The 20,078-nt window shown below is 38.1% G+C and carries 15 protein-coding genes; 10 read left to right on the top strand and 5 right to left on the bottom strand.

Annotated elements, in window-relative coordinates; genetic code table 11:
* Window positions 1-7: 7 nt before the first annotated feature.
* Window positions 8-3,175, top strand: a complete 3,168-nt coding sequence (locus tag H6G25_RS08310) for an alpha-mannosidase (RefSeq protein ID WP_190392078.1) — start codon at window positions 8-10, stop codon at window positions 3,173-3,175.
* Window positions 3,176-3,423: 248 nt separating this feature from the next.
* A complete protein-coding gene (locus tag H6G25_RS08305) occupies window positions 3,424-4,416 on the top strand; it encodes a folate-binding protein YgfZ (RefSeq protein WP_190392077.1) in 993 nt (330 codons plus the stop codon).
* A gap of 86 nt (window positions 4,417-4,502) precedes the next feature.
* On the opposite strand, the gene H6G25_RS21630 is transcribed toward H6G25_RS08305, so the two are convergent.
* Together H6G25_RS21630 and H6G25_RS21105 are read right to left on the bottom strand one after the other, a co-directional pair.
* Window positions 4,503-5,099: a DUF5331 domain-containing protein gene (locus tag H6G25_RS21630; RefSeq protein ID WP_190392076.1), complete on the bottom strand. Its 597-nt coding sequence runs from the start codon at window positions 5,097-5,099 to the stop codon at window positions 4,503-4,505.
* Window positions 5,100-5,245: 146 nt separating this feature from the next.
* A complete protein-coding gene (locus tag H6G25_RS21105; RefSeq protein ID WP_242034908.1) occupies window positions 5,246-5,389 on the bottom strand; it encodes a hypothetical protein in 144 nt (47 codons plus the stop codon).
* A gap of 156 nt (window positions 5,390-5,545) precedes the next feature.
* Here H6G25_RS21105 and H6G25_RS08290 point away from each other — a divergent pair, with 156 nt between their 5' ends.
* From H6G25_RS08290 to H6G25_RS08280, 3 genes are all read left to right on the top strand, one after another.
* On the top strand, window positions 5,546-6,853 hold the full coding sequence (locus H6G25_RS08290; RefSeq protein WP_190392075.1) for an aminopeptidase P N-terminal domain-containing protein: 1,308 nt from the start codon (window positions 5,546-5,548) through the stop codon (window positions 6,851-6,853).
* Window positions 6,854-7,228: 375 nt separating this feature from the next.
* The gene (locus H6G25_RS08285) at window positions 7,229-7,984 is read left to right on the top strand and encodes a Uma2 family endonuclease (RefSeq protein ID WP_190392074.1); all 756 of its coding nucleotides are present in this window, start codon (window positions 7,229-7,231) and stop codon (window positions 7,982-7,984) included.
* Window positions 7,985-8,125: 141 nt separating this feature from the next.
* Window positions 8,126-8,929, top strand: a complete 804-nt coding sequence (locus H6G25_RS08280) for a Uma2 family endonuclease (RefSeq protein WP_190392073.1) — start codon at window positions 8,126-8,128, stop codon at window positions 8,927-8,929.
* A gap of 322 nt (window positions 8,930-9,251) precedes the next feature.
* On the opposite strand, the gene H6G25_RS08275 is transcribed toward H6G25_RS08280, so the two are convergent.
* Window positions 9,252-10,034, bottom strand: coding sequence for an ABC transporter permease (locus H6G25_RS08275; RefSeq protein ID WP_190392072.1), 783 nt, complete (start codon window positions 10,032-10,034; stop codon window positions 9,252-9,254).
* A 138-nt stretch (window positions 10,035-10,172) separates the two neighbouring features.
* Here H6G25_RS08275 and H6G25_RS08270 point away from each other — a divergent pair, with 138 nt between their 5' ends.
* The 4 genes from H6G25_RS08270 (at window position 10,173) to H6G25_RS08255 (ending at window position 16,805) form a co-directional block, all read left to right on the top strand.
* Entirely contained in the window at window positions 10,173-10,778 is a 606-nt protein-coding gene (locus tag H6G25_RS08270) for a VTT domain-containing protein (RefSeq protein ID WP_190392071.1), read from the top strand.
* 80 nt (window positions 10,779-10,858) lie between these two features.
* Window positions 10,859-12,583 (top strand): ABC transporter ATP-binding protein, encoded by a 1,725-nt coding sequence (locus H6G25_RS08265; RefSeq protein WP_190392070.1) that lies wholly within the window; start codon window positions 10,859-10,861, stop codon window positions 12,581-12,583.
* Between the two features lie 1,276 nt (window positions 12,584-13,859).
* Window positions 13,860-15,986, top strand: coding sequence for an Rne/Rng family ribonuclease (locus tag H6G25_RS08260; RefSeq protein WP_190392069.1), 2,127 nt, complete (start codon window positions 13,860-13,862; stop codon window positions 15,984-15,986).
* A 174-nt stretch (window positions 15,987-16,160) separates the two neighbouring features.
* Window positions 16,161-16,805 carry a ribonuclease HII gene (locus H6G25_RS08255; RefSeq protein WP_190392068.1) on the top strand — a complete coding sequence of 215 codons (645 nt, stop codon included), beginning with the start codon at window positions 16,161-16,163 and terminating at the stop codon, window positions 16,803-16,805.
* 24 nt (window positions 16,806-16,829) lie between these two features.
* Here the strand turns inward: H6G25_RS08255 and H6G25_RS08250 are convergent, their stop codons facing one another.
* Window positions 16,830-17,420 (bottom strand): DUF1997 domain-containing protein, encoded by a 591-nt coding sequence (locus H6G25_RS08250; RefSeq protein ID WP_190392067.1) that lies wholly within the window; start codon window positions 17,418-17,420, stop codon window positions 16,830-16,832.
* A 115-nt stretch (window positions 17,421-17,535) separates the two neighbouring features.
* Between H6G25_RS08250 and pheA the strand changes: the two genes are divergently transcribed.
* A complete protein-coding gene (gene pheA / locus H6G25_RS08245) occupies window positions 17,536-18,408 on the top strand; it encodes a prephenate dehydratase (RefSeq protein ID WP_190392066.1) in 873 nt (290 codons plus the stop codon).
* 133 nt (window positions 18,409-18,541) lie between these two features.
* On the opposite strand, the gene H6G25_RS08240 is transcribed toward pheA, so the two are convergent.
* Window positions 18,542-19,699: a HAMP domain-containing protein gene (locus tag H6G25_RS08240; RefSeq protein ID WP_190392065.1), complete on the bottom strand. Its 1,158-nt coding sequence runs from the start codon at window positions 19,697-19,699 to the stop codon at window positions 18,542-18,544.
* Window positions 19,700-20,078 lie beyond the last annotated feature (379 nt).

Here is a 20,078-nt window from a genome sequence, read left to right as displayed (position 1 = left end):
TGGAAATATGACTCTTCCTTTACCATCATTAAATACCAAATCTATATCCACGGCTATTGAAAATTTACGTGCTTGTTGTCAGGTTGATATCCAGTCAACCTGGAAATATCACGAAACTGACGCAGTAGTTACTGATTTTATCCCATTTAGTATAATTGATTGGCAACCAGTTGAAGTTAATGAAAAAGGCCATATTTCCTGGAAAGGCGGAAAACAGGTATTATGGTTAGGACAAAATTTCTCTATTCCCCACAGTTTACAGGATTTTCCTTTAAGCGGTCTGTCTTTGCGCTTGGCTTTGGTTTGGTGGGCTGAAAATGTAGAAGTATACGTTAATGGTAAGTTAGTATTAACTGGAGACTTGTTTGATGCTTCACCACGAGTTTTAATTAGTCCTCAAGTAAGTCCTGGAGAAAATTTTACCATAATTTTGCGGTTAGTTAGTCCGGGACATTGTGATGGGGCTTTGATGCGATCGCTGGCAATTTATGAAACAATGATCTATAATCATGATGATGCTGGTTTTATCGCTGATGAATTAGCCATTGTGGAAATTCTTCTAGAAAACTTCGCACCCGAAAAATTACCAGCTTTATCAGCAGCAGTTGAAAGAGTTACAAATCTCAAAAACACCGAAAACCAAGACTGGAAAACCTATTTACTGAATTTACGACAAACTTATTTGGGTTTATCTGATTTTATCTGTGAACAAAAACCGGAAATTCATTTATTGGGTCATGCACATTTAGATTTAGCATGGTTATGGGTGGTCGCGGAAACTTGGAAAGCAGCACAAAATACCTTTGAGTCAGTTTTAAAACTTCAACAGGATTTTCCCGAATTGATTTTCTGTCATACTACACCAGCTTTGTACGCTTGGGTAGAAGAAAATCGTCCTGACCTATTTCGAGAAATTCAAAATCAAGTTGAAAAGGGAAAATGGGAAATTTTGGGAGGTTTTTGGGTAGAACCAGATTTGAATTTAATTGCTGGGGAGTCTATAGTTCGTCAGTTATTATATGGACAGCGGTATTTTCTCCACAAGTTTGGAAAAATATCTCCTGTGGTTTGGGTTCTTGACACTTTCGGTTTTTGTGCGACCTTACCCCAATTTCTCGCAAATGCGGGAATTGAGTTCTTTGTTACTCAAAAACTTCGCTGGAATGATACAACTAAATTTAATTATGACTTATTTTGGTGGCGATCGCCTGATGGTAGTCAAATATTAAGTTTTATGTCCCCACCCATGGGCGAAACCGTTGAACCTGTTAAGATGGCCAGGTATGCTTGTGAGTGGAAAACCCAAACAGGTTTACAAACTAGTCTTTGGCTTCCTGGTGTTGGTGATCATGGTGGAGGTCCAACTCGTGATATGTTAGAAGTTGCGAGACGTTGGGAACATTCTCCAATTTTCCCCAAGTTGAAATTTACAACTGCTCAAAAATATCTCCAGAAAATAAAATCCCAAAGTCAAAATTTACCAAGTCAAAATTTACCAACTTGGGAAAACGAACTTTATTTAGAATTTCACCGGGGATGTTATACTACCCACGGAGACCAAAAACGCTGGAATCGCAAATCTGAACATCTATTATATAGTGCTGAGTTGTTCGCAACTTTAGCAAATATCCTCTGCGGTACAAAATTCCCCCACACAGAAATAGAAACAGCTTGGAAAAAAGTTTTATTTAATCAGTTTCACGATATTTTACCTGGTTCTTCCATTACTCAAGTTTACCAAGACGCTTTACCAGCATGGGAAGCAGTGGAAAAAGTCGGGAAAAATATCTTAGCAAACTCATTAATAGATATAGCATCCCAAATTAGTTTACCACAACCACCTGATCATAATGCCATCCCCATCATAATTTTCAACCCTCTCAACTGGGAACGTCGGGAAGTTGTCAGCGTTGACTTATCGAAAATCATCATAGCAGACCAAGAAGAATATGAAAATTCTGGAGAGAATTATGGAATTTTCGATATTCAAGGAAAAGAAATTTCTTCCCAACCTTGCGAAAATTCAACTTTATTATTTCTCCCAACAGTCCCATCTCTAGGTTATAGCATTTTCTGGCTGTCTCCATCTTCCCCCACACAACCCCAAATATTTCCGAAAAATTGGATTTTAGAAAATGAATATCTACAAATCCAGGTTAACCCAGAAACTGGAGACTTGGATAGTGTCTTTGATAAAACCCAACAACGAGAAATTTTAAATGGTGCGGGAAACCAACTCCAAGCTTTTAGCGACAGCGGCCAATATTGGGACGCTTGGAATATTGACCCCGATTATAACACAAAACCTCTACCGCCAACAAAATTAAAATCAATTCAGTGGCAAGAATATGGAGAAATTCAACAACGCTTGCGGGTAGTGCGTCAACTGGGAAAATCGGAATTTTGTCAAGATTACATTTTACAGCTTGGTTCACCACTTTTGAAAATAGCTAATACTGTAAATTGGCTGGAAAATCAGGTATTAGTAAAAACAGCTTTTCCCCTGAATTTCGCAGCGGAATTTGTCACTTATGAAATCCCCTGCGGTGTTATCCGTCGTCCCACAAATCCCCAAACCCCCGCAGATAAAGCAAAATGGGAAGTACCCGCTTTACGGTGGTCAGATATAACCGCAGATACGCAAACCGGAAAATACGGAGTTAGTCTTCTTAATGATTGTAAATATGGTTACGATGCTAAACCTAATCAACTGCGTTTAACTCTGCTGAGAAGTTCCCAATGGCCAGACAATCAAGCTGATACAGGTATACATCAATTTACTTATGGCTTGTATTCTCATCTAGGGAGTTGGGAAGAAGGGGATACAGTTAAACGAGGTTATGAATTAAATGTACCCTTGGAAATATTAGCAAATCCGCCAAAGCGGAAATTTAACAAAAATGCTTGCCAAAGTCAAAGTTTTTTAGACTTATCAGCGGATAATTTAATTATTATGGCACTTAAACCCAGTGAAGATCATCCTGAAAAATACATTCTTCGCTGTTATGAATGTCATGGAACAACAGCCGAGTTATTTTTGCGAAGTGATTTTCTCACTTTAGGTCAACCATTGGACTTACTAGAACAGTATATCAAGTTTGAGGAAATATGTCAAGGGGCTGTGAATATTCAACCTGGGAAAATTGTTACTTTTGAGGTTGTAGCAAAAATATAGAATCTCAAGGGAGGTTTGAATAAGCAAATGTGTTATTCGATTAATTTATTTTCATGACAAGAATTTCCTAAAAATTTATGATAACTATTGATTAGTTCTTGGCAGGAATTTTGTCGTAAATTAGATTCAGTTGCAAATTTAAAGATTGGAAATAGCGGGGATTACCCCTACTCAATGATATTCCCCCCGATTCTAACACAAATCCATGCTGAAGAACAAACTTTCAACTAAACTAGACTTACAAAATTATGTTAACATCTGCAATTAATGACCAAAATGCAAATCCTATCCAATTAATCAAAGAAGGTGTATTTATAAGCGATCACTCTCATTGGGGTCGTATCCGTGTTTATGATGATGACAGACTACGTTTTTTACACAATCAAAGCACAAATAATTTTCAAGTCCTCAAACCCGGTCAGGGCTGTGATACTGTCATGGTGACATCTACAGCCCGGACGATTGATTTAGTCACTAGTTATGTATTAGATGATGCTGTTTTACTCTTAGTTTCCCCTAACCGTCGTCAGCTACTCATGCAATGGTTAGATCGTTATATCTTCTTTGCAGATAAGGTCAAATTGACTGATATTACCACAGAAACGGCGACTTTTAGCCTTATTGGACTCCAAAGCCATGGTATTGTCGAACAATTGGGTGCTGGTGATTTAATTGGTCAACCTTATGGTAATCATATTTTAGTTGATGGGGTGATAGTTGCAGTGGGTAGCGGATTAGCTACACCGGGATATACTCTAATTTTACCAGTCACAAATAAAGAAATATTGTGGAATAAAATTCTGAGTTATGGTGCTGGAGAATTGAGCGATCGCACCTGGGAAATGTTGCGAATATTACAAGGCCGTCCCGCCCCAGATGCAGAACTTACGGATGATTATAACCCCTTAGAAGTTGGTTTATGGCAGACAATTTCCTTTAACAAAGGTTGTTATATCGGTCAAGAAACCATTGCCAGACTGAACACATATCAAGGTGTAAAACAATACCTTTGGGGTATTCATCTCAATGGTGCTGCTGAACCAGGAACAATCATTACCATTGGGGAAGAAAAAGTAGGTAAACTCACCAGCTATACAACCACCCCTAATGGTCATTTTGGACTAGGTTACATCAGAAGTAAAGCCGGTGGAGTCGGTTTAAAAGTGCAAATTGGGGAAACAGAGGGAGAAATAGTTGCTATTTCCTTTGTAAATCACGAATATCCCTTGAATAACGGGTAATTTACCAACTTAATCCCAAATTAAAAAAATCAATTAATTCATCTGCGTATATCTGAGGTGAATTAATCATAAGATATTATACAGCTTCATCCATTTCCTCTACCTCGACAAAATTCATCTATCCAAGAAGGTAAACTACTGCTAGAATGAGATGAAGCAAAGAGAATATTTTGGCTGGAGATTTGAGTAGTTATAGCCAGTGATTTCTTAGCTATTTGTTCCCGGAGAAACGGAACAGGTAGCCTAACTAAAGAATGATGATAAACTGGCTTGGCCACTGCAAATACTGAAGCACCAGTAGTCATTTTCAATAATACCTGTTTACGCTCTTTGGTTATAGATGAATTTGTCAATGGTATGCGAATAGGAGAGGTGCTAACAATCTCATTTTTCGCTGTAGAATGCTGAGATTTCAAGCTATTTAATTCCTGTTCAGGATTGAAGTGTAAACCTAAAGCCGTAATTATTTGATCAGGATTATTATTTAAATCCAAAATAAAAGGGAGAATTTTTTTAAACTCTGATTCTAAAGTAGATAAAGTTGCGATTATGTAACCAGAAGAAGGACGGCGTATACCATCATAATCTTTCCAAATTCGCATTTTAACTAGCCAAGAACGATTTTGTTCATAATAACTCAGCCAGTTCATTTTTAATGATTGACGTAGATGCTGAATATCCATTCATTCCCTCACTTCTAATTTGCACCAAATTACAGAATTTATATATTTTCAGTGATCTTTATCCTTGGGGATTAAACCGATGATAAAGCATTTTTACCTTTTTTACCAGATTATAAGTGTTGTTCGAGAGGTAAAACCCGACAATACTAAACCATCTCCGGTAATACTAACACCATTGAACCATTACCACATTCACCTAAATAGCCGCTAGCTGTAACTGTCATATTCAGTATAGATAAGGCTTGTAAAGCTGCTAAAATTCTCTTTGCACCTGATATACTTGTACACAAATCGGTAGAGGTTGTTCTTGAGTTGAGAGATTTGAGATTAATTCATCCATTCAGGGGGAAATTGGCTAAAATAAGTAAAATTAGCAATTTTCCCGACAACGTTCTCCGTAGTCTATAATTGTTAAAGCCAAAAACAACACTATTAATAAATCAGCTATGCAAACAGAATATCAGCAACGTCGTCAGGAATTAATGACGAAAATAGGCAGCGGTACAGCGATTTTCAGAAGTGCGCCCACAGCAGTCATGCACAATGACGTTGAGTATGTTTACCGTCAAGATAGTGATTTCTTTTACCTAAGCGGGTTTAATGAAGCGCAAGCAGTAGTAGTATTAGCACCTCATCACCCAGAGCATCGCTTTATATTATTTGTGCAACCGAAAGATCCAGAAAAGGAAGTTTGGAATGGTTATCGTTGTGGAGTAGAAGGAGCAAAAGAATTTTATGGTGCAGATATAGCTTACCCCATTACAGAGTTAGACGAGAAGTTACCGCAATATTTAGAAAAAGCGGACCGCATTTATTATCATTTGGGACGCGATCGCAATTTTAATGATAAAATCATCCAACATTACCAAAGTTTACTGCGAACTTACCCTAAACGAGGTACAGGACCAGTTGCGATCGCAGATCCTAGTATTCTTCTGCACAATATGAGACTCTATAAAAGCAAAACAGAACTAGACCTAATGCGTCAAGCTGTACAAATTGCAGTAGAAGCTCATGACTATGCTTTAAAAAACGCCGCGCCGGGACGTTATGAATATGAAATTCAAGCCGAAATAGAGCATATTTTCCGGTTACGGGGGGGAATGGGTCCTGCTTATCCTTCTATTGTTGCATCTGGTGCGAATGCTTGCGTACTGCATTACATTGAAAATAACTGTCAAATACAAGAAAATGATTTACTGTTGATTGATGCTGGTTGCGCTTACGGTTATTACAATTCAGATATTACCCGCACATTTCCCGTTAGTGGTAAATTCACACCAGAACAAAAAGCATTATATGAAGTTGTATTAGCAGCACAAAAACAAGCGATAGCAGAAGTAAAACCAGGTAATTCTTTCTATGCACCTCATAATGCAGCGGTGCGGATATTAACAGAGGGATTAGTGGAACTGGGTTTACTCAAAGGGGAAATTGATAAATTAATAGAGGAGGAAAAATATAAAGCCTTTTATATGCACCGTACCAGCCATTGGTTAGGTTTAGATGTGCATGATGTGGGAATTTATCAACATGGAGAAAACCCGCAAATCTTACAACCTGGCCAAGTGCTGACAATAGAACCGGGACTGTATATAGTCCCTGACACCAAACCAGCAGAAGACCAACCGGAAATTGACCCGCGTTGGCTTGGAATTGGGATTAGAATTGAAGATGATGTATTAGTTACTTCTGAGGGAAATGAGGTATTAACAGCCAAAGTTCCCAAGGAAATTAAGGATTTAGAAAGATAGAATCAAGACAGATTTACTAGTAATTTGTGTTTTTTTAGACAACATAATTACGTAATCATGCTAGAGACGTTCCATTCCTGAAAAGAATGTAGAGCCGAGAATCCCTACCCAGGTCACGTCTCTACAAGGTTTCTAGAAAACGCAAATTTAAGCGGACAGGTCTATTATAGATAATTGGTAAGCTCAAAGACATATATTTGCACATTAATGTTTTATTAGACTCTTGGTGGGTGAGTATCTTGTCTGCCCTAGTTGTGCTACTTGAGATTAGCTGATAAATTTTCAGTAATTACCACCATACAAAAATACCGTTAAAAAGTCCCAAATAGATTATCATAGAAGTTTGAGGCTTGATGAAAAAGGTGATAGTTACTTATGAGTATCAACGATCTAGCCATTGTGAACTGGAAACCCTATAACCGACATAGGGATTTAATATTTGATGATCATAAACCATTGAGATCAAATCGTTACCAAATTGCTATGAATGTCCTCATTCGGTCATTACAGCAGCTTTGGTCTGACCGCAATGATTATCTTACTCAGGGTAATATGTTTATTTACTACAGCAGTAGCCAAGTTAAAAACCGTAATTTTCGCGGTTCTGACCTCTTTGCTGTTCTCAATGTTGATAGTAATAATTCTAAGGAAGGTTGGGTAGTTTGGGAAGAAAATGGTCGCTATCTTGATATGATTGTGGAATTAATGTCACCAGCTACAACAGAAATAGATAGTGTCAAAAACCACCTTAAAAATCAGATTTTCCGCACCTCAGATTATTTTCTTTACAACCCCTTTGACCCTAATTCTTTCCAAGGATGGCATTTAGATGATAACCAAGAATATCGGTCTTTAACACCTAATGAAAATGGTTGGTTTTGGTGTAGACATTTAGGTTTGTGGTTAGGAACTTGGGAAGGAACTATAGATAGGGAAACTGCAACTTGGTTGCGCTTTTATGATATTTCTGGTAATTTAGTTTTGTTACCACAGGAGGCTGACAAAGCACAAGTAGAAAAAGTTAAAGTAGAAGCGGAAAAGTTTAAAATTCAAGCGGAAAATGCTAAAGCTAAAGCGGCGAAATTAGCTGCGAGATTAAGAGAATTGGGTGAAAATCCAGATATATTGTGATGTTGTTCCATCAGTTACAGCAGTTTTTATATATTGATAGCACACCCTGAATTAATCTACTGCTTTGCTAATTTGTATCGCCTTTGATATTGATCAAATTATCATAGGAGTTTAGGGCTTGGTGAAAAAGGTAATAATTACATGACTACCGACAACAATCTAGCCGTTGTGGACTGGGAAGCCCATAACCCACCAACAGATTTAATATTTGATGATGGTGAAGTCTTGGAATCAAATCGTCACCGTATTGCTATGAATGTCCTCATTCGTTCGTTGCAGCAGATTTGGTCTGACCGCAATGATTATTTTACTGGGGGCAATATGTTTATATACTACAGCAGTAGCCAAATTCGCCATCGTGATTTTCGCGGTCCTGATTTCTTTGTGGTTCTCAATGTTGATGGTAGCAATCCTCGACAAGGTTGGGTAGTTTGGGAAGAAAATGGTCGCTATCCTGATGTGATTGTAGAATTAATGTCACGGTCTACAGCAGGGATAGATAAGGGAATTAAAAAAGACTTGTACGAACAAACTTTCCATACTTCAGATTACTTTGTCTATGACCCATTTGATGCCAATTCTTTACAAGGATGGCATTTAGATCATGAACAACAGTATCAACCTTTGACACCAAATGAAAATGGTTGGCTATGGTGTAGACGTTTAGGTTTATGGTTGGGAACTTGGGAAGGAACTATAGACAGAGAAACCGCAATTTGGGCGCGGTTTTATGATGTTGCTGGTAATCTAGTTTTGTTACCAGAGGAGGCTGCTAAATTACAAGCCCAAGCCGCTAAATCACAAGCAGAAGTTGCTAAAGCACGAGAAAAAGAAGCTAAATCACGAGAGGAGGAAGCTAAATCACGAGAGGAAGCTGCTAAAGCAAAAGCGACTAGGTTAGCTGCTAGATTACGAGAGTTGGGTGAAAATCCAGATATGTTGTAATTTCTTTTGTTTTGTCTGGCTTAAATGTGGGTTGGGTTTTTTAGGGTCAGCCTACATTGACAACACATTATGAAATTATGATTACAGCGATTTTCGGGTAAATGAACCACATTTTATATCTCACGCAAAGGCGCAAAGACGCAAAGGAAGAAAGGAATAGAAAAATTAGCGTGTGGTACAAATACATGAAAACTGCTGTAATATAGGAATCCGGTTTGATTCTGTGAATTTTCGGTTGAGTTAGGGAACAGGGAACAGGGAACAGGGAACAGGGAACAGGGAAGAAGGATTTCAGTATGTCCTGTCACCTGTCACCTATCACCTAACTGGAAGCACTAGTATAAAAACGGAGAGCAAATCGCCAAAACTGAGTAGAAATGAAAAATAATACAAAAGCTAATAATCCTGCACTTAGCAACGAGGTAAATTCAATTTCTCCTAACATGGATTGGGCGGGAATAGTAGTTAAAAAGGATACTGGTAATACAAAGGTAAAGAAAAAGCGATAAACCGCAGGATAGCCAGTAATTGGATATCTTCCCGCTTCTAAAAACCCTTTTAATACTTCTGTAATATTGTATATTTTAACAAACCAAATGCTGGTTGCTCCTAGTATAAACCACAAACTGTAAAGAATAACTAAACCACAAAATAATGGCCAGAGGGTAAATAGATATCTGTCAATTCCTAAGCTAAGTTTAGTACCAGCATAGCCAATTATCAGTAACCCAAAGATTAAATCTGGTATTCCCCAGAGGGAAAAGGTGTGACAAGATAACCAAAACTGACTGCGAACAGGTTTTAATAATACAAAGTCTAAAGTCCCTTCCTGGACATGGCGCACAATGCGATTTAAATTGGGAGAGAGAAAGGTAGCACTAAAGCCTTGTAATAAGGTGAAAACTCCTAAAACTACTAAAGCTGCTTCCCATGACCAACCTGTAAAAGTGTAGCCTGTGCGGTAAAATAGGAACAAACCAAAGATACTACCGACTAAATTACCTAAACTACTAAGAGCAGCAATGATAAAATTAATACGATATTCCATTTCCGCAGCGATCGCCGCAGTCCAAAATAATCTCAGCACTTTTAAATATCTTTGCATTTTTCGCCTTGACCCCAATATCCATTAAACATAAATTAAACATAAAATAAATTTATCTAAATTTAATATTACTTTTTATTTCTATAAATTTATAACCGTTAAAATGTTGAGTAAAATGTCTTAAACAAGTGGGATTTTATGCACTTTGATTTACCAGAATTAGTTAAATCACTTGGTTACTTTGGCGTATGGGGAATTATTTTTGCTGAATCTGGTTTATTGATTGGTTTTTTTCTGCCTGGTGATAGTTTATTATTTACAGCAGGATTTGTCGCCTCTCAAAACTTACTGAATATTTGGGTGCTGATTTTTGGCGCGTTTGTTTGTGCTGTATTGGGTGATAATATCGGATATTTTACTGGACATAAATTTGGTAGAAAATTATTTGATAAAGAAGATTCTTGGTTACTTCGTAAAAAACATATTGTAAAAACTCAAGATTTTTATGAAAAGCACGGTAAAAAAACTATTGTTTTAGCGAGATTTGTACCAATTATCAGGACTTTTGCCCCAATTGTCGCAGGAATTGGGGCTATGCACTATCGTTCTTTTATGTCTTACAATTTATTTGGTGGTTTTGTATGGACCTTTGGTATTACCTTATTAGGTTTCTTCTTAGGAAAATCTTTACCAGCGGAACAATTAGATAAATATCTATTACCAATAATTGGCTTAATTGTGGTTGTTTCTTTATTACCTTCAATTATTCATGTAATTAAGGAAAATAGAGCCAATAAAGGATAAAATACTTTGTTTATTCCCAATAGTAACCGAAAACTGCTATTGTCAAACAAAGGAAAATATTTTTTTGTGGATGTTACAACTTGAAAACACGTTCTAATTATTGGCAACTTCTACCCTATATCCGCACCCAGTGGACAACTATTATTAAGGGTTTTGTGGGCATTTTAGGCTATGTACTGGCAACATTAACCCTAATTAATGTCGCAGGGAAGTTAGCAGTTCCCTTTGGGAATGGTAATGTATTAGCGATTGCTAAATTAGCCGGAATCAGTGCTGCTATCTTTCTTGTTAGAGGCTTTTTTCAGTCTGTACAAGATTTGTACATGGCCAAGGCAGCTTTAAGGGTGGCTTTTTATCTCCGGCAACAAGTTTATACCCATTTACAAAAACTCAATCTCAGCTATTTTGAAACTGCTAAAGCTGGAGATTTATCTTATCGTCTCACGGAAGATATTGACCGCGTTGGAGAAGTGATTAATAAGCTTTTCCATGATTTTACTCCCTGTGCTTTACAGTTAATTGCTATTCCCATTTACATGATTTATTTAAACTGGCAACTGACTTTAGCCACGGTAATTGTTGCCCCAATTATGGGAATTTTAATTGGTTGGTTTGGGGAACGTTTACGAAAATATTCTCTCAAAAGTCAAAGTCGTATTTCTGATTTATCTGCTATTTTAACAGAGGTTTTTAGCGGTATTCGCTTAATTCAAGCTTTTGCAGCGGAAAAATACGAAATTGATAGGTTTAGTTTTGAAGCAGAACGCAGTTTTAAAGCTAAATATTCTGTAGAAAGATTAAAAGCTATTCAAATTCCCATTGTCGGGTTTTTAGAAGCTGTTAGTGCCTTATCTTTATTAATGGTAGGAACTTGGCAAATATCTCAACGTAATTTAACCGTCGGTGAATTTTTTAGTTATTTAACAGCAGCAGCTTTGTTAATTGACCCAATTGGACATACTACTAATAATTATAATGAATTTAAACAAGGTGAGGCATCAATTGATCGGGTTTTTGAGTTATTAGCAATTCAACCAACGGTATTAGAAAAACCTGATGCTATTAATTTACCTGCTGTTAATGGTAAAGTCGAATATCGCAATATTACTTTTGCCTATCAATCGGGAGAAACGGTTTTAAAAAATATTAGCTTATTAATAATGCCCGGTCAAGCTGTTGCTTTAGTTGGTGCTTCTGGTGCTGGTAAAACTACTTTTGTGAACCTGTTACCTCGATTTTATGATGCGGAATTTGGAGAGATTTTTATAGATGATATCAATATCCGAGATGTGACTTTAAATAGTTTAAGAAAACAAATTGGCATCGTTCCCCAAGAAACAATTATGTTTTCGGGAACTATTGCCCAAAATATCGCTTTTGGACAGAATGATTTTGATATTCAAGCTGTTGAAGAAGCTGCAAAAATTGCCAATGCTCATCAATTTATTCAGCAATTACCAGAAGGTTATCATACTTGGGTGGGAGAGCGAGGTGTGAATTTATCGGGGGGACAAAGACAAAGAATAGCTATTGCTCGCGCAGTCCTGCTTAACCCGCAAATTTTGATACTTGATGAAGCTACGTCTGCTTTAGATTCCGAGTCAGAAGCTTTGGTACAAGAAGCTTTAGAGAGATTGATGAAAAACCGTACTGTATTAATTATTGCCCATAGATTGTCAACTGTCAGGAAATGCGATCGCATTTTAGTATTAGAAAAAGGGCAAATTGTCGAATCGGGAAATCATGAGGAATTGTTAGAATTAGAAGGAAGATATGCGCGGTATTATGCTCAACAGTTTTCCTGATATTAAGTGGGTTGGCGTTAAAAATTGTCGTTATGGGGAGGGAACAGAAAAGAGGTTTCGGGCAACTTTACTTTTTGTTACATATTTCGGGTTTTTCCGTTCACTTACTTGACTTTAGGTCCACCTATTTTTTGTTTTTGGGAAAAATGACATCTTTCTTCGGGATGCCTGAAAATTTTCCCGTACAATTAACGACTAAATAAGTAAATTCCTCTTTGAGTGGGACTAACAGAAAATTAATGTTTTTAAGCAGATGCAGGTCGGTAAAGATTGTATATGCGAGAATCACTACATAAGGAACTTGTCTATAAGAGTTTAAAATCAAGTGCATTTAATTTTCATCAGATGTCTATTAGACATCTCCACAAATGAGGTATTGACCCTGACCGTACAAGACTTTTATCTTCTTTTTCATCAGATGTCCATTGTGGGAATTGCTTTTTAGCAAAGTTGCGTTACAATGGCGATTAGGAGAAATTTTCTGGTGCTGCATTGAGTGACTTGATTCACTACCTGTGATACTCGCGGGCGCGAAGGCAAAGATATAAGAGTGCAACTTCTAAGTAAGATTGTATCCCGGAGAAACTCTGCTGCTGATTACAAACCACTCCATCTTTAGTTGCCTTGGGAATCAATCACTAACAGTAGCTTTTGTCAGCTTCTCGATTGGTTGGTAGATTATATCCCTTAAATAAGACTTGCTTTTATTGCGGGCTTTTATGCAATTGCTAAAGAGGCAACAGTGGTTGATCGTAAAAAAATAGTACGTAAGTATTGACAGAGATTAAAAAGCTGCCAAAATTCTTGTCAAGATGACCCAGTGGGTTATCCGCACTTAGCTATATTTTCAGTGAAAACACGGATAGCGAGTCCAGTGATTTATCACCGTCAGCATATGGTCAAAGCGGTTACATACCTTGTCTAACGGAAGTTTCTATAAAGTTATAAAGTGCCTGCCATTTAAGTACAGTCAACCTTACCTAATGAAACGTTAACTTTGGGACATATATCTACGGATATCCAAAGTTTAGATAGCAGCGTATAGTATGGGAAATCGGCCAAGGGCGGTTGATTCAAGTTCTTAAAGTATATGCTGTTCAGGAATGAGCCAGTGTGTAAATGCCATCATAGTATCATTAGGTCTTCCAACTCAAGCAGAGCTTAAAATTGGAAATTTTTATTACTAGTAGCACCTTGTAGTAGTGACTGTAGAAGCGGGATAACAGAGAACTTTCTTGTGATTCCCACCAGCGCTACCAGTTTTTGAGGAAATTGAATGCCAAAACAAATTATCATCGCGGAACAGCATCAAATCGCTGCTGTATTTTCTGAGGATCAAATACAAGAACTCGTTGTAGCTACTGGTCATCACCAAATTGGTGATATCTATTTAGGTGTAGTAGAAAACGTATTACCTGGGATAGATGCGGCTTTTGTCAATATCGGCGACCCGGAGCGCAACGGTTTTATTCATGTGACTGATTTAGGTCCATTGAGGCTAAAACGAAGTGCAGCAGCGATTACAGAACTGTTGACTCCACAGCAAAAAACTTTAGTACAAGTGATGAAAGAGCCAACAGGATCAAAAGGTCCCAGGTTGACAGGGAACATCACCCTACCAGGCCGTTATGTGGTGCTAATGCCTTATGGACGAGGTGTAAATTTATCTAGACGGATTAAGAGCGAAAGTGAGCGTAACCGACTCCGAGCTTTAGCAATTTTGGTTAAACCAGCAGGTATGGGTTTGTTGGTACGCACAGAAGCCGAAGCTAAACCAGAGGAAGCCATCATTGAAGATCTAGAAGTGCTGCAAAAGCAGTGGGAAATTGTTCAGCAAGAAGCTGTATCCTCCCGTGCGCCAGCTTTACTTAATCGTGACGATGATTTTATTCAGCGCGTACTTAGAGATATGTATGGTGGTGATGTGAATCGCATCGTCGTTGATTCCAGCACTGGCTTAAAACGGGTGAAACAATATTTACAAAACTGGAGTGGCGGACAAACGCCCCAGGGATTGCTGATTGATCATCACCGCGATCGCTCTCCAATTTTAGAATACTTCCGCATTAATGCGGCCATCCGTGAAGCCCTTAGACCTAGAGTAGATTTACCCTCAGGTGGATATATTATCATCCAACCGACGGAAGCTTTAACGGTAGTAGATGTTAACTCTGGTTCTTTCACTCGTTCTGCTACGGCTAGAGAAACTGTGTTGTGGACAAACTGCGAAGCATCGGCGGAAATAGCGCGTCAGTTACGTTTGCGGAATATTGCTGGTGTGATTGTGGTTGATTTCATTGATATGGAATCCCGACGTGATCAAATGCAAGTATTAGAACACTTTAACAAGTCTCTCAAGGCTGATAAGGCTCGTCCCCAAATTGCCCAATTAACTGAATTAGGTTTGGTTGAACTGACTCGCAAGCGTCAAGGCCAAAACATTTATGAATTATTTGGCGAACCCTGTCCCACCTGCGGCGGTTTAGGACATACTGTGAGATTACCGGGAGAAACGGAAAACCGCTTACCCATTCCGGCTACAGACATACCAGAGCGGTTTGGAAGTATGCCGACAAAGGAACCACGTATACCTACCCGCATACCTGATAGCGGTAGCGTGCCCCAAGCCCCATCAAGAGATACCTACGATGGCTTTGGAGAAGGATTTGAAGGTGAACCAGAATTTAATCCCCTACATTTGATCAATCATCCTAGTTACCAGGAATTAAATGATAGTAAGCGCCGTACTCGTACCCGTCGCACGAGAACGGGTGTTAATGGAGCTAACACTAAAGATGAACCCCGTTTGGCTACCAGTCCCCTAGCTTTTGTCAATGATTCAGATTTAGACTTGGAAGAAGTTGAATTACCAATACCAGAAATCTCCCCGCCTACTATTAATAAATCGGGTTGGACAGAAAGGCCGGAACGGGTAAAAATAAAACTAGAACCGATTAAGGTAGAACCACCAGAAGTTATTACTGTGGAAATGTCAGAAAAAGAACAAGATACTTATGCTGAAATGGGAATTTCTCCTTTACTTAAGTTAGATCGTGAGGGGAAAAGCTCTAGATCGGTAATTATTAATGTTGTTCAACCAGGACAATTACCTACTGAATCAACTGAATCACCTCAACCCGCTGAATCAACTGAATCAATTATTAGTGAAAAGATAATTTCTGATGGCGGGTATGGCAAAGCTGTGCTGGAGCCTGTTAAATTACCAATATCAACCCTTGAGCCAGAAATTGAATCTTCATTAGCCATCTTCCCAGAATTGACCATAATTCCACGGGAAACCGAGGCTGAAACTGAAATTAATAGTACCTCCACTACCTTACCTAATCGTCGTCGTCGTCGTCGTTCATCAGCCATAGATACAGATGGTTTTAGCCAAGATTGAAGTTAATACCATTGTGGATTTTGGATTTTAGATTGTATTCTCTTTTAAATCAGCTTTTGTAATTGGACTCTGATTTTAGGGAACAGGGAATAGGGAATAGGGAATAGGGAGCAGTCACCAGTTAACGGTCAAGAATGACTAATTAATCACAAAAACCACAGTTTTGACTTTTTTATGCAAGAAATCAAACCAGCAGCCGGGAATAATTCGAGGTGGTTAGAGTTTTCTAGCTACTCGGATATTCAGGGTGCGGTTTTAGGTGTTGATGAGGTAGGACGAGGTGCTTTATTCGGTCCGGTGGTTGCAGGGGCGGTTATATTACCAGTAGAAGCTTTATCAATTCTAATGGTAGACAATATTAATGACAGCAAAAAGTTGTCTAGTTCCCGCAGAATTAAGCTGGCTGAAAAAATTACGACTCTGGCTTTAGACTGGAGAATCGGTTATGCGACAACGGCGGAAATAGATGAGTTGAATATTTTACAGGCAACTTTATTAGCAATGCGGCGTGCTATACTCAAGTTGCGGGTGAAACCTGCGCTGTGTTTAATTGATGGTAATCAGTTGGTGACAAATTTACCAGTACCACAAGCAAGTGTTGTTAAAGGTGATGAGCGATCGCTGAATATTGCGGCTGCTAGTATTATGGCTAAGGTTTGGCGTGATGATTTGCTACGGCGTTTAGCTTTGAAGTACCCTCTGTATGACCTAGAAAGCAATAAAGGTTACGGAAGCCAGCGTCATTTACTAGCCCTCCAAGAATATGGACCTTCACCTTTGCATCGTAAATCTTTCCGCCCTTGCCAAATTCAGCGCTAAACTATTTGTGATGTTCAAGATTGTTCATAAGGCTTGCACTACGCCACTGCTATCGGTGCTGTGGTGGTCGGTTTCTAGGTCTTTTGTGGTTTGGTTGCACCAATGGTGATAGTCTGAGAGAAGATGATGTAATAATCTTTGCTTAATAGTTAACAATACGCTTTTGAGCAATGCATTACCTGTAGCTTCTAATATTGATTTGGGTGTCAGGGAGAATGGTTGGGGTATGTCTACTAAGACTTCTAATTCTGCTTTCCCTTGTAAGTAAGTGCCGCTATTGAGTTCAATTGGTGATAAATAACCTTTTAAATTCAGATCAAACCGTTCGTTAATATACTCGAAGCCCAGAATTTCACAACCAAGCGATCGTAAATAAATCGTTCCGCTTGTATCTGCCCAAACTCTCATATCTACCGTTGGCTGAATACTCAATGACATAAAAGAGAGAGGACGCATTTTTAACCGAAACACTTCCGCCGACAACTGCTGAATTCTGGTATTATCAGCCAAGGTTTTCACCAACCGTTGAGGTTGACGTAAGTAGTGCTGAATAGGAATAGGATGCTTAGGAACGGAAATTTCAACGGACTCAGAGGCAGTAAACTTGGTAATCATAAGCAAATTCAACCATCTGTTTTTTTAATTGTAATATATTTTAACAATTTGGATTAAATTGTTAAAAAATCAACCTCCTAATTAATTATCAGTCAACATCGTCAAATTTAAAATTATGAATCTGAAAATCTCACATTTAGGTCCACCGGGAACTTATGCTGAACAAGCTGCCTTTTTTTATCTCAATTGGTTGCAAACTTATGAGGGTACTACCGCTAAAAAAAGTTTTGAACTATGTCCTTATCCTACCATAGCTCAATCATTACAAGCGGTAATCGCCAGAAAAGCAGAAATAGCTGTTATCCCGGTGGAAAACTCTATTGAAGGAAGTGTCAACATGACACTAGATAGCTTATGGCAATTAGATAATTTAAAAATTCAATTAGCTTTAGTTTTACCCATTCAACATACATTAGTGTCCAGATGTACTAGCTTAGATAATATTAAAACTGTTTATTCTCATCCTCAAGCTTTAGCTCAATGTCAAGGATGGTTATCACAGTTTTTGCCAAATGTCAACTTGATTGCTAGTAACTCGACTACTGAAGCACTACAAAGATTACAACAGGAAGTAACAACAGCAGCAATTTCCTCTAGTCGGGCTGCAAAACTGTATAATTTACCCATTCTTGCTGAGGGGATTAATGATTATCCAGAAAATTGTACTCGGTTTTGGGTAGTTAGCACGGAGGAAAATAATACTTCTGATTGTACTCATACATCTTTAGCTTTTAGCGTGCCAGCCAATCTACCAGGTTCATTAGTGAAAGCACTAGAAGTATTTGCCCGCTTAGGTATTAATCTGAGTCGCATTGAATCGCGGCCGACAAAACGTTCTTTAGGAGAATATTTATTTTATTTGGACATAGAAGCAGATGTGAATACAGTGATTATGAAATCTGCATTAGAAGAGTTACAAAATTATACAGAAATATTGAAAATTTTTGGTAGCTATGGGGTGTTACCGATTACGCCTTATGTGAGTTAGAGGGGGAAACAACAGAAACAACTCACCTAAAAGCCACATAATAATGGAAGCCGGATTCTTTGGACTTTTCGGCTGGTTTTCGCTACTGTTTCCCGCAGTTCCAGAATCCCAGCAACGGTATTTTTTACTACCTCTACTCCCCTGTTACCTCATCTACAAGGGGAACTACCTGATTTTCTTTAGTTTCTTTTTGTTCAATGGCTTGGCCTTGGCCTATCTCCGTACTTGCGAGAATTACCCGCACCATATTATTAAAGTCAGTGGCTAACTGTCCTAATTCATCTTTTGCATAAACTGTGGCTGCTACATTCATATTACCTTGACCTATAGCATTAAACTGGGTTTGTAAATCCTTAGTGCTGCGCCTAATTTGGTTGACCATGAGATTAGTCATAAACCATGTTGTAGCTGTACCTGTAGCACCTACGCTCAAAGGCATTAATAGATTAGTTAACCAGTTTGTATTTGTGATTGATTCCCGTTGTTTCACAGGCGAAGTGAAATTTGCCAACGCGTTAACAACAAATACAGCAAAGACTGATGCAATCCCCACAGTTCCAGCTATCCACCATTGTTTCTTCTTCAAAGAAGCGGTTTCAAAAAACCCAAATAAGGTTTTGAACAAGATCACATTAGATTTCATTTTGACATCTTCTGATTTGGTCAGGACGGGAACCACCTCTTGGGCTGCACTAATCGTAAATAATTCTTCGTCGTCATAGATTCTTTGATGATCAAATGACTTACCAACAAATTGATTTAAGTAATTTCCAGGACTGTCTGGGGATTCTGACAACATTCCCCCATCATGAAAAATGTCATCTTCAATAAGTTCAAATATTGGTATATCACTGAGATTATCAAATTCATCGGAGTCGCTTAAAAACTCCATATTATTTTTATTCCTGTCTCTATTAGAAATAAAATTTTCAGCAACAAAGTCTACTTTATCTTCCTCACCAAAAGCGGATTCAAACGCTTCTAAATCAAAACTATCATCATTAAAGTTATTTTTTTCTGATGAGTAATTAAGAAGATTCAACTGCTGTTTTTGCGGTGTAGAATTGTTAGTAACGGATATAGATATGGATACTGGTTGATGCTGATTTAGTTCTGTCCCTTGGAAAACTTCTCTTTCCCCAGCGATAGGCCACCCTTCCCTATGGGATATCTCCTTCACCGAACTATCTCCACCACTTAGGAATAAATCATCTTCCAGGCTTTCTTGACCATTGTTTTCTATAATATCGTTCTTATAAGTTGGATCTTGATCATCTATAGGTCTTGCCATTTCCTCTCTCCCAAGTTTAGTTTATTCTGTGGTGTACTTCGGAAAATTGTCACTTGTTCTAGTAGTCATAAACACTTCTCTTCTTTCTGCGTATCAAATACCCATTTATCACGTAGAAACGAAATCATAGGATCTATTACGTTATCTTGTGGCATCAGACATTATATATCAAGATCAAGGCGGCTAACTATTATTCCCCCCACAAATAAACCCACTAAGAAAATTGTGGGTAACTTAGATGTATTAACTTGAGCTTAGATTTTTCTAAATAACACCAACCAATATAAATTTGACCCAAAAATACTATAGCTAAACTGAAAACACTTAAGTAAGTTGGCGTTAAATAATCAACATATGTAACGAAATGTAAATTCAACAA

The organism is Dolichospermum sp. FACHB-1091, assembly GCF_014697585.1.
In the GTDB taxonomy this organism is placed as follows: Bacteria; Cyanobacteriota; Cyanobacteriia; order Cyanobacteriales; family Nostocaceae; genus Dolichospermum.
This window is presented reverse-complemented; position numbering and strand designations above follow the sequence as displayed.

Excerpts from the sequence above, each read along its gene's own strand:
- H6G25_RS08310 (WP_190392078.1), top strand. The coding sequence starts at position 8 with ATGACTCTTCCTTTACCATCATTAAATACCAAATCTATATCCACGGCT.
- H6G25_RS08305 (WP_190392077.1), top strand. The coding sequence starts at position 3,424 with ATGTTAACATCTGCAATTAATGACCAAAATGCAAATCCTATCCAATTA.
- H6G25_RS21630 (WP_190392076.1), bottom strand. The coding sequence starts at position 5,099 with ATGGATATTCAGCATCTACGTCAATCATTAAAAATGAACTGGCTGAGT.
- H6G25_RS08290 (WP_190392075.1), top strand. The coding sequence starts at position 5,546 with ATGCAAACAGAATATCAGCAACGTCGTCAGGAATTAATGACGAAAATA.
- H6G25_RS08285 (WP_190392074.1), top strand. The coding sequence starts at position 7,229 with ATGAGTATCAACGATCTAGCCATTGTGAACTGGAAACCCTATAACCGA.
- H6G25_RS08280 (WP_190392073.1), top strand. The coding sequence starts at position 8,126 with ATGACTACCGACAACAATCTAGCCGTTGTGGACTGGGAAGCCCATAAC.
- H6G25_RS08275 (WP_190392072.1), bottom strand. The coding sequence starts at position 10,034 with ATGCAAAGATATTTAAAAGTGCTGAGATTATTTTGGACTGCGGCGATC.
- H6G25_RS08270 (WP_190392071.1), top strand. The coding sequence starts at position 10,173 with ATGCACTTTGATTTACCAGAATTAGTTAAATCACTTGGTTACTTTGGC.
- H6G25_RS08260 (WP_190392069.1), top strand. The coding sequence starts at position 13,860 with ATGCCAAAACAAATTATCATCGCGGAACAGCATCAAATCGCTGCTGTA.
- H6G25_RS08255 (WP_190392068.1), top strand. The coding sequence starts at position 16,161 with ATGCAAGAAATCAAACCAGCAGCCGGGAATAATTCGAGGTGGTTAGAG.
- H6G25_RS08250 (WP_190392067.1), bottom strand. The coding sequence starts at position 17,420 with ATGATTACCAAGTTTACTGCCTCTGAGTCCGTTGAAATTTCCGTTCCT.
- pheA (WP_190392066.1), top strand. The coding sequence starts at position 17,536 with ATGAATCTGAAAATCTCACATTTAGGTCCACCGGGAACTTATGCTGAA.
- H6G25_RS08240 (WP_190392065.1), bottom strand. The coding sequence starts at position 19,699 with ATGGCAAGACCTATAGATGATCAAGATCCAACTTATAAGAACGATATT.